An 18,766-nucleotide genomic window follows, 5' to 3' on the forward strand; every position below is an offset into this window, starting at 1 on the left:
ATCTCCCTAATCATTGAGGAATAATAACAATATATGTCACAAAAATCCCTGTCATTTTGTCGGTATTTTCTTATTTTCGCATCCTGAATTACGATAAAAAATGGAAAACTTCATCAAGGACATAGACTTCATCGCACCGGAAGAGGCACAGGCATGCGATTTCAAGACAACGGAAGAAGAAAATACCGGTAAATCAAAAAAGTTATACATTGAATCATATGGCTGCCAAATGAACTTCTCTGATTCTGAGATTGTGGCCTCTATTATGAAAGACAATGGATTTGATACCACATCGGACTTTGAGCAAGCAGATGTAATCTTTCTCAACACTTGCTCAATCCGTGAAAAAGCAGAACAAACAGTTAGAAACAGGCTTAGCCATTTCAATTCTGTCAAAAAAACAAAACCTGAGCTTACTATTGGTGTTCTGGGCTGCATGGCAGAGCGCTTGAAAGACAAATTGCTTGAAGAAGAAAAAATAGTGGATATTGTTGTAGGCCCAGATGCCTACAGGGATCTGCCCAATTTGGTATCTTCCGCAGAAGATGGGAATAAAGGAGTAAACACCTTCTTGTCAAGAGAAGAAACCTATGCTGATATCTCTCCTGTAAGGTTAAATTCCAACGGAGTTAGTGCATTCATTTCAATCATGAGAGGATGTGACAACATGTGCTCATTCTGTGTTGTTCCATTTACTAGAGGTAGAGAAAGAAGCCGGGATCCACATTCCATAGTAAATGAAGCTAAAGAATTATTTGAAAAAGGATACAGGGAAGTAACACTTTTAGGCCAGAATGTAGATTCTTACAAATGGTCCCCTGAAGAAAACAACAAAGCGAGGCTGAACAAAAAAGAAGTGGAAGTTTCTCAGGTAATAAATTTTGCCAATCTCCTGGAAATGGTGGCCTTAGTGGATCCTAAATTGAGGGTTAGATTTTCTACCTCACATCCTAAGGATATCACCGACGAGGTATTGTACACCATGAAGAAGTACGACAATATCTGCAAATATATCCATCTACCAGTGCAGAGTGGCAACTCCAGGGTATTGGAATTGATGAACAGAACATATGACAGAGCATGGTATTTGGACAGGGTCCGTGCTATTAGAGAAATATTAGGTGATGAGTGTGGAATTTCCTCTGATATGATAGCCGGTTTCTGCACAGAAACGGAAGAAGAGCATCAGGATACATTGACTTTGATGGACATTGTAAAATACGATTTCTCTTACATGTTCTTTTACTCTGAAAGACCGGGCACCCTTGCCGCCAAAAAGTATATAGATGACATTCCTTTGGATGTGAAGAAGAAGAGGTTGGCAGAGATCATTGAAAAACAGACAGCACTTTCTTTAGAGAGGAACAGACTGGATATAGGCAAAGTACAGGAAATCCTCATTGAAGGGAATTCAAAAAGATCTGAGGATCAACTTAAAGGAAGAAATTCAGCCAATAAAGTGGTAATTATTCCTAATGACGGTACTCTTAAAAAGGGCGATTACGTCAATGTAAGAATCCTGGATTGTTCTGCAGCCACACTTTTTGGGGAAGTTGTAGCTTAAAATCATTTCCATTCTATGTTTTCAGCATCTGAAATCCAAAGTGTAAAACAAAGATTCGGCATAATTGGCAACAGTCCATTGCTTAATCACGCCATTTCTGTGGCCATGCAGGCAGCACCAACTGACATGACTGTACTCATAACAGGGGAAAGTGGCAGTGGTAAAGAATCTTTTTCCAAGATCATCCACTCTTTGAGTACGAGGAAACATGGCAAATTTATAGCAATTAACTGCGGAGCTATTCCCGAAGGTACAATTGATTCAGAATTATTTGGACATGAGAAAGGTTCTTTCACTGGTGCACATGAAGCCAGAAAGGGATATTTTGAGGTAACGGACGGTGGATCCATTTTCTTGGATGAAATCGGAGAAATGCCCTTGGGTACCCAGGCCAGGTTGCTTAGGGTATTGGAAAACGGGGAGTTCATCAAGGTGGGTTCTTCCAAAGTACAAAAAACCAATGTCCGCGTCATTGCGGCCACTAATGTCAATCTGATCAAAGCAGTTGAAAAAGGTAAATTCAGGGAAGATTTATATTACAGGTTAAACACCGTTCCCATATATGTCCCTCCTTTAAGGGAACGAGGTGAAGACATGATACTGCTTTTCAGGAAATTCACTACAGATTTTTCTGAAAAATACAATGTAAAACCCATCTCACTGACCGAAGATGCAAAGAAGGCGTTGTTGCGTTTTCCTTTTCCGGGAAATATACGCCAGTTGAAAAACATAGCCGAACAGGTATCGTTATTGGAGCAGGAAAGGGAAGTAGATTCCCCTACCCTTTCAAAATACCTACCTACCAATCAGACAAGACTTCCTGCTGTATTTGCTGGAACAGGTGCTGGGGAATCTACGGATTTTACAGAGAGGGAATTACTTTATAAAGTCCTTTTTGACATGAAAAAGGACATGAATGAGTTAAAAAAGTTGGTTCTCGAAACCTATCAATCCGGAGGCCTCAATGCAAATATTATCAATAAGCATCAGACGCTTTTTGAAGATCTAGAATCTCCTGTTTCATTTGAGCAACATAGCCCTCCGGTCCAATCATCCAATGTACCCATTGTGTTGGATACGCAAAAATCAGCAGATGAAGATAATTTGTATGAAGATGAGGCAATAGAGGATATCATCCATGAGGAAGATGATAATTCGCTTTCCCTGGAGAAAAAAGAAAAAGAAATGATCCTTAAGGCTCTCAGGAAGCATAATAACAAAAGAAAATATGCAGCGAGTGACCTCGGTATATCTGAAAGAACTTTGTACAGAAAAATCAAACAGTATGACATCGATTAGAAATATATTGGCCGGGGTATTGCTTCTCCTAACCTTGTGGACAATACAGGCCTGTTCGATAAGTTATAGCTTTACCGGTACCAATATTGATTACAATGTCATTAAGACTTTTTCTGTAGAAAACTTCTTCAATGATTCAGGAGGGGGACCTGCCAATATGGAGCAGAACTTTACAGAATCCCTGAAGGATTTTTACCAGAGAAATACCCAATTGGAACTGGTAAGAAACAATGGTGATCTTCAATTTGCAGGGGCAATTACCAGATATACCATTACACCACAGGCCACTGTAAGTACCAGAGACCCCAATCTTCCGGACAGGGCTGGCCAGATGAGACTGAGTATAACTGTAGAGGTGGAATATGTGAATACGGTAAAAGAAGAGGAAAGTCTAAAGCGGAGCTTTTCTTTCTTCAAAGATTATGACCCTAGGACAACTTCAATTTTACAGGTTGAAAGTGTACTGATAGAGGAAATTTTCGATAGCATTATCCAGGATATTTTTACGGCCACAGTTGCCAATTGGTAAAAATTAGTAAATTGAGCAAAAAACTAAATCTAGAACAGTGAATCCGATACAGCTTCTTGGAATCATTCAAAATGCACAACATCTAAATAAAGATGATGTGACGGAACTTCTCAAGCTGCATGAGACATTCCCTTATTTCCAGATTCCTAAAGTTTTATTGGCAAAATACGAGTTCAAAAAATCTACAGGAAGTGAAATTGAAATCCTTCCTTGGGCTGCAGTAACTTCTCCGGATAGGTCATGGTTAAAAAAACTTGTTGAAACTGATCAGTTTTTTGAGGAGCAAAGCATAACCCTCTCCAAACAAATACAAGAACTGGAGGACCAGAAAAAGGCAGAGGATGGTAAAAATTTCATCGATGATCTGGAAGGTCATCTCATTCCTGACAATAAAAAAGTCGCCAGTACCAAAGATCTCACTGCAACACTGAAAAAACTTGGTGAGGACCTCGCTCAAAGTAAACTGAAAGCTTTGGAAAAGCTGGAAAGTTTAGACAAAAAGCCTGAAATCCAAAATGAATCCATCAAAACAACTACCCCAATTGTTGAAAAAGATGTGACAAAGGGCATTTCAGAAGAAAGCCCAACTGAAATAAAAGGAGAAATAAAAACTGAAGAGCAAAGCGAGGAAGCTACTAAAAAACCAAAGAGAAGAAATCATTATAAGGATGAACTGATAGAGTCAATCAAGAAGAAGGAGAAAAAAGAGATCCTGGACAAAAAGAAACTTGAGCAAATCGATATCATCAGGGCGTTCAGCAAGAAAGAAATCAAACTGGCTACACTAAAGGAAATTGAAGAAATCCAGAAACAGGATGACCTTTCTGAAAAGAGTACCCAACTGAATTCTTCTCTTATCACAGAATCCTATGCTAAAATTTTGACCAAGCAGGGGAAAAAAGATAGGGCAAAAGAAATTTATAAGAAATTAATGGTGAAGTTTCCGGATAAAAACACTTATTTTGCGGACCTGATTAAAGAATTGGAAGAAAATAAAGATTAACATATGTTTACCTTACTCATCAGTATTATAATAGTATTAGCTGTTTTGTTGGTTTTGGTCATCCTTGCACAGGATTCCAAAGGTGGTGTCGGCGCAGCTTTTGGAGGCAGTGCTTCTCAAATTATGGGTGTAACTAAAACTGGCAATATCCTTGAAAAATCAACTTGGGTACTATCTATTGCCATCTTGGTTTTATCCCTGACCTCCTCTGCATTTTACAGCAAAGAAAATGGTGGCGATTTCAGTTCACCGAATATCGAAAGCGCTAAGAAGCAGGTTATCAACCCTACTTTTGGTGATGTAGAAAGCCTACTTCCTTCCAGCAGTGATGACTCCTCTGCACAAGAAGAAGGGGAAGGAAATACAGAAAATGAATAAAATCAAAGCATATATTAGAAGAGGCTGTTACTTAACAGCCTCTTTTTTTTTGCCCCTACTCTACTGTTTTTAATAACAAGCGCTTGCTAATCGGTAGAAAACTTTCCTGTAAGGGAATGGCATGTGGGCTGTGAATCCTATATGTAGCAGGATTTGGTAGTTCTTTGTAAGTTTTAATCAGGTCCAACTTGATCTGCTCAAAAGTTTGGCTTATGCTTTTCCTTACTTTTTGAATCAGCTGCATCATGATTCCTTTGAAAGAATCCAAGCTTGTTTGGAACAGGTTGACTTTATATCTATACACATAGATTTCCTTGCTTTTTTCAAATGAAAGAAGTGCGTACCCCTCCTTTTGGTAAATGGGCGAGAGACCGACAGGTTCAATGGACATTTCCTGCTCTAGGAAATCATATATTGTTTTCCCTTCTTCAATCGCTTTCTTGATCTGGGGAAGGGAGTATGACACAATTTCCTCCAATTGCTTCATCAGTTCATCGTCAAATACCAGAGGTTTATACCTTAATTTCATTTGCTGAAGGTCAGGACCCTGGAGCAATTTGGGGAAGGAAGACTTGAGGTTTTCCTTATTCTCAGAAAAGGTCTTTAGCTTGGAATAATGCTGGATAAGCTCTGCCAATGGTGGGTAAAGTTTTACTTCCTTGAATTGATTCTCTACGTGTTGAAGGTAGGCCAATAAAATGTATTTCTTATATTCAAAATCAATCCAACCTTCTGTGATCCAATTTTCTGACAAGGTTTTCATAGGCTTATTCTTTGACAAAAATTTAAGAAAAACTGACAAAAGAAAAAAGCAGTGGGGAAAAATTGACAGAGAGATATTTTTTTGAAAAAAAAGACTGACACAAAGCTGACAGATTTTACGCCTTTATGTCATGTTTAAAATGGATAAGCAAATTGGCACAGGAAATGTTTATTTGGGTTTGTAACATTTTAGAACTAACCTTAAACAGTTTAATAATTATGTCAAAAGTTAACATCCAACCTCTTGCAGACAGAGTTCTGGTAGAACCTGCTGCAGCTGAAGAGAAAACTGCCTCCGGTCTATACATCCCGGATACTGCAAAAGAGAAACCACAAAGAGGAACTGTAGTAGCAGTAGGAAACGGCAAAAAAGATGAACCATTGACTGTAAAAGTAGGTGACACTGTACTTTATGGCAAATATGCCGGTACGGAACTATCTGTAGATGGTCATGACTACCTTATCATGAGAGAGTCAGACATCTTTGCAATTTTATAATCATCTATCAAAAACATTCAAAAAACCTAAAAGAACAAAAAAATGGCTAAAGAATTATTTTTCGATACCAACGCAAGAGACAGATTGAAGAAAGGTGTGGACGCTCTTGCCGATGCAGTAAAAGTTACCTTGGGTCCTAAAGGTAGAAATGTAATCATTGACAAAAAATTTGGTGCCCCTACCATCACTAAAGACGGTGTTTCTGTGGCAAAAGAGATCGAGTTGGCTGAGCCAATCGAAAATATGGGTGCACAATTGGTAAAAGAAGTAGCTTCCAAAACTGCAGACAATGCAGGTGACGGTACTACAACAGCAACTGTATTGACACAGGCCATCTTCAATGCGGGTATCAAAAACGTAGCTGCAGGTGCTAACCCAATGGATCTTAAGAGAGGTATTGACAAAGCTGTTGCTGCCGTAGTAGCACAATTGAAAGCGAATTCAAAAGCCATCTCAACTAGCAAAGAAATCCAGCAGGTAGCTACTGTTTCTGCCAACAACGACGATGAAATCGGTAAAATGATTGCCGATGCGATGGATAAAGTAGGCAAAGACGGTGTGATCACTGTAGAAGAAGCAAAAGGTACCGAAACCGAAGTGAGAACTGTAGAAGGTATGCAGTTTGACAGAGGTTACCTTTCTCCATATTTTGTGACCAACACTGAGAAAATGGAAGCTGAATTGGACAGGCCTTATATCCTGATCTATGACAAGAAAATTTCTTCCATGAAGGAATTGCTTCCAATTCTTGAGCCAGTGGCACAGTCCGGTAAACCGTTGTTGATCATCGCTGAAGATGTAGACGGAGAGGCTTTGGCTACTTTGGTGGTAAACAAAATCAGAGGTGCTTTGAAAGTAGCTGCTGTTAAAGCTCCAGGCTTCGGCGACAGAAGAAAAGCGATGTTGGAAGACATTGCCATCCTAACAGGTGGAACTGTTATCTCTGAAGAAAGAGGTTATAAATTGGAAAACGCTACTGTAGATTACCTAGGTACTGCAGAGAAAATCAATATTGACAAAGATAATACAACCATTGTCAATGGTGCCGGTGAGTCAAGCCATATTCAGGCTAGAATTGCTGAAATCAAGTCTCAAATAGAGAAGACTACTTCTGATTATGATAGAGAAAAACTTCAGGAAAGATTGGCCAAATTGTCAGGTGGTGTAGCTATCCTGTACATTGGTGCTGCCACTGAAGTTGAAATGAAAGAGAAAAAGGACAGAGTAGATGATGCCCTGCATGCTACAAGAGCTGCTGTACAAGAAGGTGTAGTAGTAGGTGGTGGTGTTGCTTTGGTAAGAGCTTCTTCTGCTCTGGACAATGTTAAAGGTGACAATGAAGACCAGGATACTGGTGTTAACATCGTGAGATTAGCTATCGAAGCGCCATTGAGAACCATCGTGGAAAACGCCGGTGGCGAAGGCTCTGTGGTTGTCAATAAAATTAAAGAAAACAAAGGAAACTACGGTTACAATGCGCGTACGGACGTTTACGAAGACCTATTTGAGGCCGGTGTAATCGACCCGACAAAAGTAACCAGATTGGCTTTGGAAAATGCAGCGTCTATTGCAGCCCTATTGCTGACTACTGAATGTGTGGTAGCTGATGTAAAAGAAGATTCTCCAGCTATGCCTCCAATGGGCGGCGGAGGAATGGGCGGAATGATGTAATTCAAAACCATTCAAGTGAAAAAAAGGGAGCAGATTGCTCCCTTTTTTTTCACTCTTGTAATAAACCTACTAGTTCAATAGATTTAGGAAAGAAATAAATATCATTAGCCATCAAGCTAACGTTAATTGTATATATTTGGAACTGGATTCTAAATAAACTGTTATTTTCTTTTTGTGAACCCGATGCCCATGGCTACTTATCAGTCCATTATTCTTGTAGATGATGACCCGGTCAATAACCTGATCAATAAGAGATTGATAAGAAAAATGCATATAGGGGATCAAGTTGAAGAATTTTTGGAAGCAGAAAATGCTTTGAACCGTATTAAAGAGTTTGGTAAAGACAGTAAAATTTTAATCCTACTGGACATCAATATGCCAGTAATGAATGGTTGGGATTTTTTAAATTTTTATATGGAAAAATTCAAAGACCGTAATGACAAAATAGTTGTATTATCCAGCTCCATAGATTTTCAGGACAGGGAAAAAGCATTATCTTACGGTATTGTAGAAGCGTTTTTGGAAAAACCGCTTACCGTTGAGAAAATGAAAAGTATTTTATGATGGATCCAGCTTCCAAAGAAGATAATCCTATAAGCCTTGAGTTGATCTGTTTCGGGGAAGGTCATTTTGAAAAACATCATATCACTGATCTTAAACAGATACTTCCCTTTTTAGATCAAGAGCATAAATTTTGGCTGAATATTTCCACCCTTCATAATACAGAACTCCTAAATGAAATTAAGGGCATTTTTGATATTCATAGCATGGCCCTTGAAGATATTCTTAATACTCAGGAAAGGCCAAAAGTAGAAGTTTTTGACCATTTTATTCTGGTAGTAGTTAAAATGCTTTATACCAGAACCGATATTGCTGATCTGGAAACAGAACAAATCAGTATTGTCTTCGGAAAAAACTATGTCATTTCCTTCCAGGAGAATTCCTTCGATGTTTTTGATGGGATTAGATCCAGACTTGAAAATCCCTTTGGGAAAATCCGTAAACATGGGACAGATTATTTTGCTTATACCCTCCTGGATTCGATTGTGAATGAATACTACTCCATTTTGGAAAAAATAACTAATCACATAGAAATTCTTGAGGAAAAAATAATCCATGAAGACAAAAAGATAAAACTTGGAGAAATTTATACCCAAAGAAAATCCATTCAGCTGCTCAAAAAAGTAATCTGGCCAACTAGAGAACTGCTTTCAACACTCAAAAAAACAGAATCATTCCTGATCAAAAGGAGAACAATACCCTTTATCAATGATATTTATGAACAAACGGTTCAGATCATGGATAATCTCGAGATGCAAAGAGAGTCTATCACCACACTGGTGGAGATCTTTATGACCAACATTTCCCTAAGACAAAATGATGTCATGAAAACACTGACCATCATTGCCACTATTTTTATTCCTCTTACCTTTTTGGCAGGTGTTTATGGGATGAATTTTGAAAACATGCCGGAATTGAGATGGGAATATGGTTATTGGTTTACATGGTCCATTTTTCTTGGAATTTCAATCTTGATGGTGATTTACTTTAAGAGAAAAAGGTGGTTTTAAGGATTATTTTTTCTGATTTGATCAAGAATTGGCATTTATATAGCAACATTATTAACAATAAGCTTATTTTTGTACCAATCCCACAATCAATCGACACTTCCTTTGCAAACCTGTGTAATAAAAATCGGATCTAATGTAGTTACGCAAGAAGACGGAATGCCTGATTTTTCAAGAATCAAGTCATTATGCACACAGGTTTCTTTTTTAAAAAACAAAGGTATAAAGGTTGTATTGGTGACTTCAGGGGCCGTTGCTTTTGGTAGAAAAAACATTCTATTACCAGAAAAGACCAACCCGGTCCTAAAAAAACAGATTTGGGCAGCCAATGGTCAGATAGCCTTGATCCATACTTACCAACAGTTGTTTTCCGAATTAGGACATTCAATAGCACAGATTTTAGTCACCAAGGAGGATTTTAGGGATAGAAAGCATTACCTCAATATGAAAAACTGTATTGAGGGACTACTTTCTCAAAGTATCATCCCCGTGATCAACGAAAATGATACGGTTGCGATTACAGAGTTAATGTTCACAGACAATGATGAGCTAGCAAGTTTGACGGCGGCCATGATCAATGCAGATACACTTATCCTTTTGACCAATGTGAATGGCATTTATACCGGACCTCCAGAACTTCAAGATTCGAAGCTTATCCAACACGTAGATCAGCAAACCCAAGATTTATCCAGCTTTATTCAAGCCAGTAAGTCTTCATTTGGCAGAGGTGGGATGTTGACAAAATTGAACATGGCAAAAAAATCTGCCAATCTAGGAATAAGTGTATTTATTGCCAACGGCAAAAGAGAAGCCATACTAAATGATATCCTAAATGGAAGTGCTATTTGTACCCAATTTGAACCTTCACAGGTCAAACAAAGTCCAAAAAAATGGCTGGCCCACGGGGAACAATACTACAAAGGGGAAATAAGAATCAATGAAGGAGCAAAAAATGCTTTGTTTTCAAATAAAATAAGTAGTCTTCTTCCTGTGGGGGTAATTTCCTATTCCGGTGATTTTGAAAAAGGAGATATCTTAAGAATTATAGACGAAAGAGGCAACAGGATCGGTCTTGGAAGAGCAGAATACGGTATAAAAGCCTTAATAGAAAAAACCGGTCAAAAAAAGCAGAAACCAATTATCCATTACGACTACCTATATCTTTTTACCCATGAGTGAATTTGAAAGCGTTTTTAAGGCCTTAAAAACAGCCTCCAGGAAACTTAGCCAAGTTACTGAACAGCAAATTCAAACAACATTGGATACGCTGGTAGCAATGAGCAAAATTGCCATACCTGAAATATTGGAAGCTAATCAGTTAGACCTTGCGAAAATGGATCCAAAAGACCCCAAATATGACAGGTTAATGCTGACAGGTGACAGGATTCTTTCCATTTTGGAGGAGGTAAATCAAGTTAAAAACTTACCCAGTCCATTGGGCCTTGAATTGGAAAAAAGGGTGCTTGATAATGGGCTAGAGCTCAGGAAAATCTCAGTGCCCTTAGGAGTTTTAGGAGTAATCTATGAAGCCCGTCCCAATGTGACTTTTGATGTTTTTTGCCTGGCCTTGAAGTCAGGTAATGCACTGGTACTTAAAGGAGGTTCTGATGCAACAAATTCAAATAAGGCCATCATGAAAGTCATCCATCAGGCATTGGAAAAATCTGGTTTTCCAACAGCGGCTTTTTTGTTGCTTCCCCCAGATAGAAAGGCAACACAAGCATTATTGGAAGCTGTAAACTATGTAGATATCATCATTCCGAGAGGAAGTCAAGGGCTCATTGATTTTGTAAGATCCAATTCAAAAGTACCGGTCATTGAAACAGGTGCAGGCATTGTTCACACTTATTTTGATGAAACAGGAAACTTGGAAAAAGGAAAAGCCATCATCCTGAATGCAAAAACCAGAAGACCAAGTGTCTGTAACAGCTTGGATTGCCTGATTATACATCAAAATCGAATTAATGAACTTTCACAAATTGTAGCACCACTTTTGGATAAAGGAGTAGAAGTCTATGCGGATGAAAAGGCTTTCGGGGCCCTATCTCCACATCCTTTGGTTAAGCCTGCTGAAAAAGACCATTTTGGTACAGAGTTTCTCTCATTGAAAATGGCCATTAAAACTGTCGGCAATTTGGAACAGGCTCTGGAGCATATTGCGCAAAATAGCTCTAAACACAGTGAAGCCATTATATCTGAAAACCAGGAAAATATAAGGCGCTTTTTGAATGAAGTAGATGCAGCTGCTGTATATGCCAATGCCTCAACAGCATTTACCGATGGCAATCAATTTGGATTAGGAGCAGAAATAGGCATCAGTACCCAAAAACTCCATGCAAGAGGCCCGATGGCTCTAAAAGAACTTACATCATACAAGTGGGTAATACAGGGCAATGGTCAGATCCGGGGCTGATCAGATGTTACAGCCAAAGCAGAGAAATGGCATCCAAGAAGGATCAGGAATGGCATTTCTATATTCATCTTTAATAGATGAAAAATCTACTCTGAAATTAAACCAACCATCTAAGGGTAGAAACTTATATCCACTATTCCATATTGGTGCAGCAATCAGGAAACCTTCCTCCAAATTTGATCAGGATTAGTAGGCTGAGTATTTCCCGTTTTTCAAATCCAAATCTAGCTCCCAATCCAAGTATCCCATCCCCTCTCTAAGTTCCTATCCTTATGGATTTTCACCAAACCTATAATCAAAGCTTCAGGAATATGACCACCTGAAACCAAAAATTCCTGATAAACCGATATTCTCCAAAATTCCCTGAGAGTATCCTAGATCAGGATAAAAAATTGTGCGCTTCAATGGCAAAAAACATTATCCTTATGAATATCTTATTGGATTTAACCAAATTAAGCTTTCAAGGAAATAAACTAAACATCATGTTCTTTCTTTTTTTGTGGCAAATTTCACTAATTCTTCTAATGGGAGGTATTCCAAAGTTTTTTCATGGGTAGCTTCAAGCACTACAAAAGGTGCTACTCCTGCATGGTAGGCCTCCATCCACCTGCTGGCACAAAGGCACCATCGGTCTCCTGATTTAAGACCAGGGAAGTCCCAAGTTGGTCTAGGAGTGATAAGATCATTACCCTGCCTTTGGCTAAATTCCAGAAATTCCTGGGTCATGACGGCACAAACGGTGTGCGTCCCTTGATCTTCATATCCTGTATCGCAGCAGCCATTTCTATAAAATCCTGTTACCGGATTAGAACTGCAAACCATGATTGGTTCACCAAAAACATTTTTAGCCATCTTTTTTTATTTAGTAAATATCCATGCCCAAAACATAAGGAGGGGATGGATAATCAATAACCTAATCCAAGCCAACCAAACCGGAACACACAATCCATCCGGGATACAACTACCTATCTGGATGAAATATACGTGGGAAGGAATAAAAAGGATCATCAAAATAATTATACACCAAGCAGAAATTTTTCTGAGAGACGGTAATAGAACTGCCAATCCAAGTATGATTTCTAAGAATCCCGAGGCATAATTAATTAAACTAGGCCAAGGTAAATATGGAGGAATCAATGGAAAATAAAATTCAGGTTGGATAAAATGATTCAATCCAGCAATGATAAAAAAAAGACCCAATCCAAGTACAAGAATTTTTTGAACCATGAGAGTATCCTCAATTATTGAATATGAACTTTGATTGCTTAGCTGATTAAATATAAATCTTCGGTCAGCCTTTTAGCGGTTTTCATAGCTATTAAACCCAAAATCCGGCCTTTGGTTTAATAATGAAAGGATTAGATTTCTATACCTTTTAACTTACCCTGCATTCAATTAGTAGAAGTATTAAGGTTTCACATACATCAGAAAAAATGAAAAGACGGGATTTCTTCAAAAATGGGATATTGACCACCTTGGGTTTGGGCGCTTTTGGCTCCTATCCTACCTTAGCAGCAAATCACAGAAATAATGGTATCGCTAAAAACATAATATTTTTGGTAAGTGATGGTATGAGTTCAGGTACCTTGAATATGGCTGATATCCTCATGCGTCATAAATATGGTAAGCCCTCTACCTGGATCAATCTATATGAAACAAACCAGGTCAAAAGGGCTTTAATGGAAACTGCCTCTGCCAATTCTTTCGTCACAGACTCAGCAGCTGCAGGCTCTGCCTGGGGCGGAGGAATACGCGTAAGAAATGGTGCCCTAAATATTGGACCAAATGGTGAACGCCCAGTACCAATTCTTCAAAAATTTAAGTCTATGGGAAAAGCAGTGGGATGCGTTACCAGTGTTCAGATCACACATGCCACACCTGCTTCATTTTGTGTCAACAATGGCAGCAGGAACGCCATGCCGGAAATTGCTGAAGATTACCTGCGCCTGAGATTTGACGTTATGCTTGGTGGTGGTGCAAATTATTTCAGTCCCGAAAGAAGGGAAGATAAAAGGGACCTTTTTGAAGCGTACAGGCAAACTGGCTTTGACCTGGTAAGGAACACTAAGGAACTGCAACAGACCAAAGGCGACAAACCTATTATGGGGATCTTTGCTGATGAAGGACTTCCTTATGCCATCGACAGGATCAACGACCCAGGCCTCAAAGAGACGGTGCCTTCTCTTGCTGAAATGACCACAAAAGCGCTGGACATTCTCAAAAACAAACCAAATGGTTTTGTGATGCAAGTTGAAGGTGGCAAGGTTGATTGGGCTGCCCATGGAAATGATGCCCCTGCCCTTCTTTATGACCAATTGGATTTTGATGAATCTGTCAAGGTGGCAATGGATTTTGCCATAAACAATGGAGATACCCTTGTCATCATGACCACAGACCACGGAAATTCTAACCCTGGGCTTTTCTACAGTAATCAGGCAAATAAAAACTTTGAAAGACTTTATGAAACCAAAGCCTCCAATGAATGGGTTTTGAACCAGATTGAACCCTCTTTTACTTCAGGTAGGGTCAGGGATCTATTTATGGAGTATCAAAAAATTCCATTGAAAAATGAAGAAGTTGAAGCGATTTTGGCCTCCTACAAAGTAGGGGACGATGGACTCTATAACCCTTCCAATCTTCCATTCCATCAATTGGCAGGTCTACAATCATCTTACACATCCATTCAATGGGCAGGTACAAACCATTCCGCAGACCATGTTGAATTGGCCATGTATGGACCGGGAAGCGAAAAATTGAAAGGATTTGTCCGCAATTACGAACTGCACAATTTCATGCTGGAAGCAGTTGGTGCAGAAAGGAATTTATTCCTCTAAAAGAAGTCAATCCCAAAAACGTTTTCTATTAAAAAATCTATATGTATATCCGCAATTAGACCAGTAACCAATTTAAATTGGGTCTTAAATCAACCTGATATTAATAGATATTGGATCCGCCTCGGCGGACAAGTTATTCATTGATATTGGTTTGAAATCTTAGGTTTATTCTATTGTGATTATTCTACTGGCATGAAAGCGGACAATCATACAAATCTAAAAACGAAATCAGGTAGCCAATTAACTACCTGATTTTTCTATTTCCTGATCTTTACTTTTTCGGGATTATATTTCAGCTTACCTAAGCCATAGAGGTAAAGTATTTTGGAATACCTAAGCATCGGAGGTAATAGTAAAATATTGCTGACAATAATTATTATAAGGTAAGTAGATAAAGGCGCATGATCCACCAAAATATTGATCGCAGTAAATACGGTCACCATCAATGCCACTGAAAACGCATAGGATATGTACATGGCCCCATAAAAGAAGTCCGGTTCCGGAGTCAATACGGCATCACACTTGGGACATTGATGATTAACCTCCGTCAATTTTCTATAACTAAATACCCGCGTAGGAAAAATATTTCCTTCACGACAACTTGGGCATTTACCATGGAGCATTGCTGCTCCCAAACTTTTGTTTTTCATACTCATCTCCTAACAAGACGCTAATTTAATTATTATTCAGTTCCAAAAAGTGATTATTGTCACCATTAAAAAATCATTAGAAATTTTCTAGGAAAATCTAATTAATAGAAAAATCCCTAATTTTGAAACATGTTGTTAAGATTGAAAAAAAGCAAACTCTCTAAAGTGATTGTAATGGCCCTATTGGTCAATTTCATCAATCTTACAGCAAATTTTTACCATGCTTCCGTCATGGATTCATCCTTACTTAGACATCAGGACCCTATAGATTCCCTTACTGAGCTTGTTCTGGAATTTATTTTGGAAATGGACGAAGAGACAATTCCTGATACAGAGATTCCTCACGAAAAAAAGAAAATTTCTGACCTGAAATTTCATTACTTATCCAAAAATTTAAATTCTGTTGAAAAGGTAACTTTTAAAGAGAGGACATACGGTGAGTTTTACGCCAATCTTTTTGAATCTCTAAAAAAGGATGTAAATGCTCCACCTCCACGGATGGTATAAGCACCTGAAGCCATTTTCAAAAAAGTTCAACAAGACAGAAATAAACATTTGATTATCAATGTTTTATATACTATTGACTGAATTTAAATTCAAGTATTTCCCCATGCATTTGAATTTAGATCGTGTTAAGCCAACGAATTGAATTTTTTGGAATGCTCCGGTGAAACCTTCAATAAAAAAGTGAGTAAAAACTTTCGGAAAAATGAGTTATTGAATAAATAAGCTGTTATCCGGCAAAACTGAAAAAAGCATTTTACAAAATGAAATTAAGAAGTATTTGTCTAATTATTCTCTTTTGTGCATTTGGCACAAATGTTCTTGCCCAGGATGAGATAGATAGTTTGAAAATAGAAAGGGCTATTCTGGACAGTCTTTTCCTTCAGGAATTTGAGGAGGTAAAGCCTAACCAAAAACCAAAGGTTCTCCACGCAGAGCCTTTGTATATTGACCTTATCCGGGATCTTGGCGCAAGGAAAGGAGAAAAAGAATGGAACTTGGGATTTGGAATGTTTGACAAAAGAGATTTTGATAAATATGAAGCCCTGGTGGAATATGAATGGGCCCCAATAGATCGGCTAGGATTTGAAATTGAAGTACCGATTACATTATACAGTGCGAGAGGAAGTCTTCCAAGTGATCTCGAAAAACCTTCCAATAGAGTGGAATCCCTCAAATTGGCTACACAATGGTCTTTTTTGGTTTCCGAAAAAGCCAAAACCACTTTGGCATTGGGTTATATACATGAATTTGAATTTGTAGATCTGAACAAATTTGGTCAAGGTGACCTCTTTAAAGGAAATATTTTCAATCCCTTTTTGGTAGCCGCAAAAAGATGGGGGATGAATTATCACACCCTTGTTTACACAGGACCAAGAATTGAAAAAGAATTCAACCAAAGAAGTTCATTTATCTATGACATCAATACCAATTTCCATTACATGATCACAGGAACAAGGAACTTTATCGGATTAGAAATCAATAAAGAGCTCCACCAAGGCAAACTTGAAACTGTATTAAGACCACAAATGCGCGTTGGATTGGCTGAAAACCTAATGATAGGTATAGTGACAGGGATTCCTATCAATAGGGAAAGGGAAAGTATAAGTTCCTTTGTAAGGATAATATATGAGCCAGGATTCAGAACATTCCATTAAAAAAGACCACTGAAGTGGTCTTTTTTTTATTTAAAACTGTTTGGGTATAATCCCTTTGCTTTCCATACCTATGATTTCATCCAGCTCATAATCTTTACCTTTCCCCCATCTAAGAAGCTCCTCTATGGTATAAATTTCTGTAGTGTCTATATCCTTTACTTTAAAATTGTCGGAGGATAACCTCGCCAAAACCTCCAATCTTCTTTTTTCGCCTTGATTGGTGAATTCATAGAACCTACCAACCCTCAAATTATCTAAGGCTATGGCCATAATTTATGCGGCTTCTTTATTCAACAAATTGATTCTTTTTATAGGACCAGGACAGTATTGTTGGTGGCAAGCCAAACAGGTCTGAACCACCAATCTGTAATTATCCTTGAGTAAAGCCTGTGGGCTTTCTTCCAATATTTTAAGGCTTTCCAGATATGCATTGCCCATTAATTCAAATGTTGTTGTTTTGACTTCCGGATTAGTGGGTTTAGCATGTAAAAGCTCTCCATGCTTCTTCAAGTAAGATCTGATTTCATCTCCATTTTCGATAGCATTCCGCATATCCTCCATATCCTTAAACATTTCACGCATCAAAAGGGCCAAAGGAGCATCATCATTTGGATAGAAACTTAATTTGTTTACTTCAGGTTCCTTTTTTTGGCTACAGGAAACTCCCATCAGAATCAAAAAGAAAAAAACAAATAATAAGTATTTATGCATTTTCCTGGATAATAACACCTATGGCTTCAAACGCGTACTCCTGCTTGGGAGAGGTAATAGCATCAATCTCCTCTTTAGTTTTACCTGCATCTTCGGCATAGTGCTTTAAAGTAGACACATCGGTAATTTTTTTAGTCGCAATCCCTTCGATTATCACCGGATAACCTTGAGAATTTTTAGGAACAAAAAAACCATAATCTTTGAATGTCACCCGCATGGTCTGCCCATTTGGAAGGTCTATGGTCATCCAGCACCCTTTCATGGAACACACCTCCTTGATTTCACCTTTTACTTTTCCGGTAAACTCCTCCGAATCTTCAAGAAAAGATACCAATTGCTGCAAAGAAACTACACCTGCATCATTAATTTTTTCTCCAAAAAAACCTGTTGGCAAATCATCCTTGGAGGATGCTGTAGTGGTATTATCGGCTTGGTTGCCAGCACATCCTGTCAGCAACAATAAGGTCAATAGACTGTAAATAAGTGTGTTTTTCATAGTCGGATTTTTTTCAAAACTAATCAGAATGGAATTGTTCTCCAAAACAACCTGATATACGCTTACTTTAATTTTTCCGCAAATGCTTTTTTAAATTTCTCGAGTTTTGGTCTGATGACAAACTGACAATAAGGTTGCATTCCATTGTCATTGTAATAGTTTTGATGATAATCTTCAGCAACATAAAAATTATTGAACGGCGTAATTTCTGTCACTATGGGTTTATTAAAAGCCCCTGATTCATCTAATTTCTTCTTATAAAATTCAGCCAGAGCTTTTTGATCTTCCGAATGGAAAAAGACAGCCGATCTGTACTGCGGACCCACATCTGCCCCTTGCCTGTTGAGTGTTGTAGGATCATGAGTTGACCAAAAAATTTCAAGAATTTCTTCAAAAGAGATGGTGCTAGGGTCATAATAGAATTGTATGACTTCTGCATGCCCGGTAGTCCCTGAAGTCACTTGCTTATAGGAGGGATTAGGGATATGGCCTCCACTGTAGCCCGAGCGCACCTGTTCAATGCCTTTTAGGTTTTGATAAATCGCTTCGGTACACCAAAAGCAACCAGCGCCCAAAGTTGCTATTTCCCAGCCTTGTGGCACTTCCACTACTGTTTTTGGTAATTCTTGCATAGCTTTTTCTTTTTTTGTTGGCCCTTGCGCACAGGCCGTGTTCATGATAGAAAATATTAGGCTCAGAATAGAAAGGTATTTCATGATATTGCCTCAG

The 18,766-nt window shown here is 38.4% G+C and carries 22 protein-coding genes; 14 read left to right on the forward strand and 8 right to left on the reverse strand.

Going from position 1 to position 18,766, the window contains the following annotated elements; all coding sequences use genetic code 11:
• The first annotated feature begins 100 nt into the window (after positions 1 to 100).
• From miaB to secG, 5 genes are read left to right on the forward strand one after another with little or no spacing between them, the layout of a single operon-like run.
• The gene (gene miaB / locus CLV48_RS04040) at positions 101 to 1,564 is read left to right on the forward strand and encodes a tRNA (N6-isopentenyl adenosine(37)-C2)-methylthiotransferase MiaB (protein ID WP_106565910.1); all 1,464 of its coding nucleotides are present in this window, start codon (positions 101 to 103) and stop codon (positions 1,562 to 1,564) included.
• Positions 1,565 to 1,579: 15 nt separating this feature from the next.
• Positions 1,580 to 2,863, forward strand: coding sequence for a sigma-54 interaction domain-containing protein (locus tag CLV48_RS04045; protein ID WP_106565911.1), 1,284 nt, complete (start codon positions 1,580 to 1,582; stop codon positions 2,861 to 2,863).
• On the forward strand, positions 2,850 to 3,392 hold the full coding sequence (gene lptE / locus CLV48_RS04050) for an LPS assembly lipoprotein LptE (RefSeq protein WP_106565912.1): 543 nt from the start codon (positions 2,850 to 2,852) through the stop codon (positions 3,390 to 3,392). Before CLV48_RS04045 ends, lptE begins: the two co-directional genes overlap by 14 nt.
• Before the next feature lie 37 nt (positions 3,393 to 3,429).
• The gene (locus tag CLV48_RS04055) at positions 3,430 to 4,395 is read left to right on the forward strand and encodes a hypothetical protein (RefSeq protein WP_106565913.1); all 966 of its coding nucleotides are present in this window, start codon (positions 3,430 to 3,432) and stop codon (positions 4,393 to 4,395) included.
• A 3-nt stretch (positions 4,396 to 4,398) separates the two neighbouring features.
• Positions 4,399 to 4,773 (forward strand): preprotein translocase subunit SecG, encoded by a 375-nt coding sequence (gene secG, locus CLV48_RS04060; RefSeq protein WP_106565914.1) that lies wholly within the window; start codon positions 4,399 to 4,401, stop codon positions 4,771 to 4,773.
• A gap of 55 nt (positions 4,774 to 4,828) precedes the next feature.
• Here the strand turns inward: secG and CLV48_RS04065 are convergent, their stop codons facing one another.
• The gene (locus CLV48_RS04065; protein WP_106565915.1) at positions 4,829 to 5,536 is read right to left on the reverse strand and encodes a hypothetical protein; all 708 of its coding nucleotides are present in this window, start codon (positions 5,534 to 5,536) and stop codon (positions 4,829 to 4,831) included.
• Between the two features lie 218 nt (positions 5,537 to 5,754).
• Here CLV48_RS04065 and CLV48_RS04070 point away from each other — a divergent pair, with 218 nt between their 5' ends.
• The 6 genes from CLV48_RS04070 (at position 5,755) to CLV48_RS04095 (ending at position 11,685) form a co-directional block, all read left to right on the forward strand.
• Entirely contained in the window at positions 5,755 to 6,033 is a 279-nt protein-coding gene (locus CLV48_RS04070) for a co-chaperone GroES (protein ID WP_106565916.1), read from the forward strand.
• Positions 6,034 to 6,075: 42 nt separating this feature from the next.
• Positions 6,076 to 7,704: a chaperonin GroEL gene (gene groL / locus CLV48_RS04075; RefSeq protein WP_106565917.1), complete on the forward strand. Its 1,629-nt coding sequence runs from the start codon at positions 6,076 to 6,078 to the stop codon at positions 7,702 to 7,704.
• Between the two features lie 189 nt (positions 7,705 to 7,893).
• Positions 7,894 to 8,268, forward strand: coding sequence for a response regulator (locus tag CLV48_RS04080; RefSeq protein ID WP_106566137.1), 375 nt, complete (start codon positions 7,894 to 7,896; stop codon positions 8,266 to 8,268).
• The gene (corA, locus tag CLV48_RS04085) at positions 8,265 to 9,275 is read left to right on the forward strand and encodes a magnesium/cobalt transporter CorA (RefSeq protein ID WP_331528701.1); all 1,011 of its coding nucleotides are present in this window, start codon (positions 8,265 to 8,267) and stop codon (positions 9,273 to 9,275) included. Before CLV48_RS04080 ends, corA begins: the two co-directional genes overlap by 4 nt.
• 102 nt (positions 9,276 to 9,377) lie before the next feature.
• Complete coding sequence (gene proB / locus CLV48_RS04090; protein ID WP_106565919.1) at positions 9,378 to 10,451, forward strand: glutamate 5-kinase; 1,074 nt, start codon at positions 9,378 to 9,380, stop codon at positions 10,449 to 10,451.
• Positions 10,444 to 11,685 carry a glutamate-5-semialdehyde dehydrogenase gene (locus CLV48_RS04095; protein WP_106565920.1) on the forward strand — a complete coding sequence of 414 codons (1,242 nt, stop codon included), beginning with the start codon at positions 10,444 to 10,446 and terminating at the stop codon, positions 11,683 to 11,685. The genes proB and CLV48_RS04095 overlap by 8 nt, the downstream gene beginning before the upstream one ends.
• 480 nt (positions 11,686 to 12,165) lie before the next feature.
• Here the strand turns inward: CLV48_RS04095 and CLV48_RS04105 are convergent, their stop codons facing one another.
• Both CLV48_RS04105 and CLV48_RS20980 read right to left on the reverse strand, forming a co-directional pair.
• Positions 12,166 to 12,537: a DUF2237 family protein gene (locus tag CLV48_RS04105; RefSeq protein ID WP_106565922.1), complete on the reverse strand. Its 372-nt coding sequence runs from the start codon at positions 12,535 to 12,537 to the stop codon at positions 12,166 to 12,168.
• Positions 12,538 to 12,543: 6 nt separating this feature from the next.
• Positions 12,544 to 12,912 (reverse strand): DoxX family protein, encoded by a 369-nt coding sequence (locus CLV48_RS20980; protein ID WP_106565923.1) that lies wholly within the window; start codon positions 12,910 to 12,912, stop codon positions 12,544 to 12,546.
• A 206-nt stretch (positions 12,913 to 13,118) separates the two neighbouring features.
• Here CLV48_RS20980 and CLV48_RS04115 point away from each other — a divergent pair, with 206 nt between their 5' ends.
• Positions 13,119 to 14,519 (forward strand): alkaline phosphatase, encoded by a 1,401-nt coding sequence (locus CLV48_RS04115; RefSeq protein WP_106565924.1) that lies wholly within the window; start codon positions 13,119 to 13,121, stop codon positions 14,517 to 14,519.
• A gap of 257 nt (positions 14,520 to 14,776) precedes the next feature.
• On the opposite strand, the gene CLV48_RS04120 is transcribed toward CLV48_RS04115, so the two are convergent.
• Positions 14,777 to 15,169, reverse strand: a complete 393-nt coding sequence (locus CLV48_RS04120) for a DUF983 domain-containing protein (RefSeq protein WP_106565925.1) — start codon at positions 15,167 to 15,169, stop codon at positions 14,777 to 14,779.
• Positions 15,170 to 15,298: 129 nt separating this feature from the next.
• On the opposite strand from CLV48_RS04120, the gene CLV48_RS04125 reads away from it, so the two are divergent.
• Complete coding sequence (locus tag CLV48_RS04125; protein WP_106565926.1) at positions 15,299 to 15,676, forward strand: hypothetical protein; 378 nt, start codon at positions 15,299 to 15,301, stop codon at positions 15,674 to 15,676.
• Positions 15,677 to 15,936: 260 nt separating this feature from the next.
• Positions 15,937 to 16,830 (forward strand): HAEPLYID family protein, encoded by an 894-nt coding sequence (locus CLV48_RS04130; RefSeq protein WP_106565927.1) that lies wholly within the window; start codon positions 15,937 to 15,939, stop codon positions 16,828 to 16,830.
• Positions 16,831 to 16,860: 30 nt separating this feature from the next.
• On the opposite strand, the gene CLV48_RS04135 is transcribed toward CLV48_RS04130, so the two are convergent.
• The 4 genes from CLV48_RS04135 to msrA form a co-directional block, all read right to left on the reverse strand.
• Positions 16,861 to 17,100, reverse strand: a complete 240-nt coding sequence (locus tag CLV48_RS04135) for a hypothetical protein (RefSeq protein ID WP_106565928.1) — start codon at positions 17,098 to 17,100, stop codon at positions 16,861 to 16,863.
• A 3-nt stretch (positions 17,101 to 17,103) separates the two neighbouring features.
• The gene (locus tag CLV48_RS04140) at positions 17,104 to 17,541 is read right to left on the reverse strand and encodes a hypothetical protein (RefSeq protein ID WP_106565929.1); all 438 of its coding nucleotides are present in this window, start codon (positions 17,539 to 17,541) and stop codon (positions 17,104 to 17,106) included.
• Positions 17,534 to 18,037 carry a DUF4920 domain-containing protein gene (locus tag CLV48_RS04145; RefSeq protein WP_106566138.1) on the reverse strand — a complete coding sequence of 168 codons (504 nt, stop codon included), beginning with the start codon at positions 18,035 to 18,037 and terminating at the stop codon, positions 17,534 to 17,536. Before CLV48_RS04145 ends, CLV48_RS04140 begins: the two co-directional genes overlap by 8 nt.
• 62 nt (positions 18,038 to 18,099) lie before the next feature.
• On the reverse strand, positions 18,100 to 18,753 hold the full coding sequence (msrA, locus tag CLV48_RS04150) for a peptide-methionine (S)-S-oxide reductase MsrA (protein WP_106565930.1): 654 nt from the start codon (positions 18,751 to 18,753) through the stop codon (positions 18,100 to 18,102).
• Positions 18,754 to 18,766: the final 13 nt, after the last annotated feature.

The organism is Cecembia rubra (assembly GCF_003014575.1).
GTDB lineage: Bacteria > Bacteroidota > Bacteroidia > Cytophagales > Cyclobacteriaceae > Cecembia_A > Cecembia_A rubra.

Coding starts and splice junctions, on each gene's coding strand:
- CLV48_RS04125 (WP_106565926.1), top strand. CDS start 15,299: ATGTTGTTAAGATTGAAAAAAAGCAAACTCTCTAAAGTGATTGTAATG.
- CLV48_RS04070 (WP_106565916.1), top strand. CDS start 5,755: ATGTCAAAAGTTAACATCCAACCTCTTGCAGACAGAGTTCTGGTAGAA.
- CLV48_RS04105 (WP_106565922.1), bottom strand. CDS start 12,537: ATGGCTAAAAATGTTTTTGGTGAACCAATCATGGTTTGCAGTTCTAAT.
- lptE (WP_106565912.1), top strand. CDS start 2,850: ATGACATCGATTAGAAATATATTGGCCGGGGTATTGCTTCTCCTAACC.
- CLV48_RS04065 (WP_106565915.1), bottom strand. CDS start 5,536: ATGAAAACCTTGTCAGAAAATTGGATCACAGAAGGTTGGATTGATTTT.
- CLV48_RS04135 (WP_106565928.1), bottom strand. CDS start 17,100: ATGGCCATAGCCTTAGATAATTTGAGGGTTGGTAGGTTCTATGAATTC.
- CLV48_RS04130 (WP_106565927.1), top strand. CDS start 15,937: ATGAAATTAAGAAGTATTTGTCTAATTATTCTCTTTTGTGCATTTGGC.
- miaB (WP_106565910.1), top strand. CDS start 101: ATGGAAAACTTCATCAAGGACATAGACTTCATCGCACCGGAAGAGGCA.
- CLV48_RS04080 (WP_106566137.1), top strand. CDS start 7,894: ATGGCTACTTATCAGTCCATTATTCTTGTAGATGATGACCCGGTCAAT.
- CLV48_RS04115 (WP_106565924.1), top strand. CDS start 13,119: ATGAAAAGACGGGATTTCTTCAAAAATGGGATATTGACCACCTTGGGT.
- groL (WP_106565917.1), top strand. CDS start 6,076: ATGGCTAAAGAATTATTTTTCGATACCAACGCAAGAGACAGATTGAAG.
- secG (WP_106565914.1), top strand. CDS start 4,399: ATGTTTACCTTACTCATCAGTATTATAATAGTATTAGCTGTTTTGTTG.
- CLV48_RS04145 (WP_106566138.1), bottom strand. CDS start 18,037: ATGAAAAACACACTTATTTACAGTCTATTGACCTTATTGTTGCTGACA.
- msrA (WP_106565930.1), bottom strand. CDS start 18,753: ATGAAATACCTTTCTATTCTGAGCCTAATATTTTCTATCATGAACACG.
- CLV48_RS04045 (WP_106565911.1), top strand. CDS start 1,580: ATGTTTTCAGCATCTGAAATCCAAAGTGTAAAACAAAGATTCGGCATA.
- CLV48_RS04120 (WP_106565925.1), bottom strand. CDS start 15,169: ATGAAAAACAAAAGTTTGGGAGCAGCAATGCTCCATGGTAAATGCCCA.
- corA (WP_331528701.1), top strand. CDS start 8,265: ATGATGGATCCAGCTTCCAAAGAAGATAATCCTATAAGCCTTGAGTTG.
- CLV48_RS20980 (WP_106565923.1), bottom strand. CDS start 12,912: ATGGTTCAAAAAATTCTTGTACTTGGATTGGGTCTTTTTTTTATCATT.
- CLV48_RS04095 (WP_106565920.1), top strand. CDS start 10,444: ATGAGTGAATTTGAAAGCGTTTTTAAGGCCTTAAAAACAGCCTCCAGG.
- CLV48_RS04140 (WP_106565929.1), bottom strand. CDS start 17,541: ATGCATAAATACTTATTATTTGTTTTTTTCTTTTTGATTCTGATGGGA.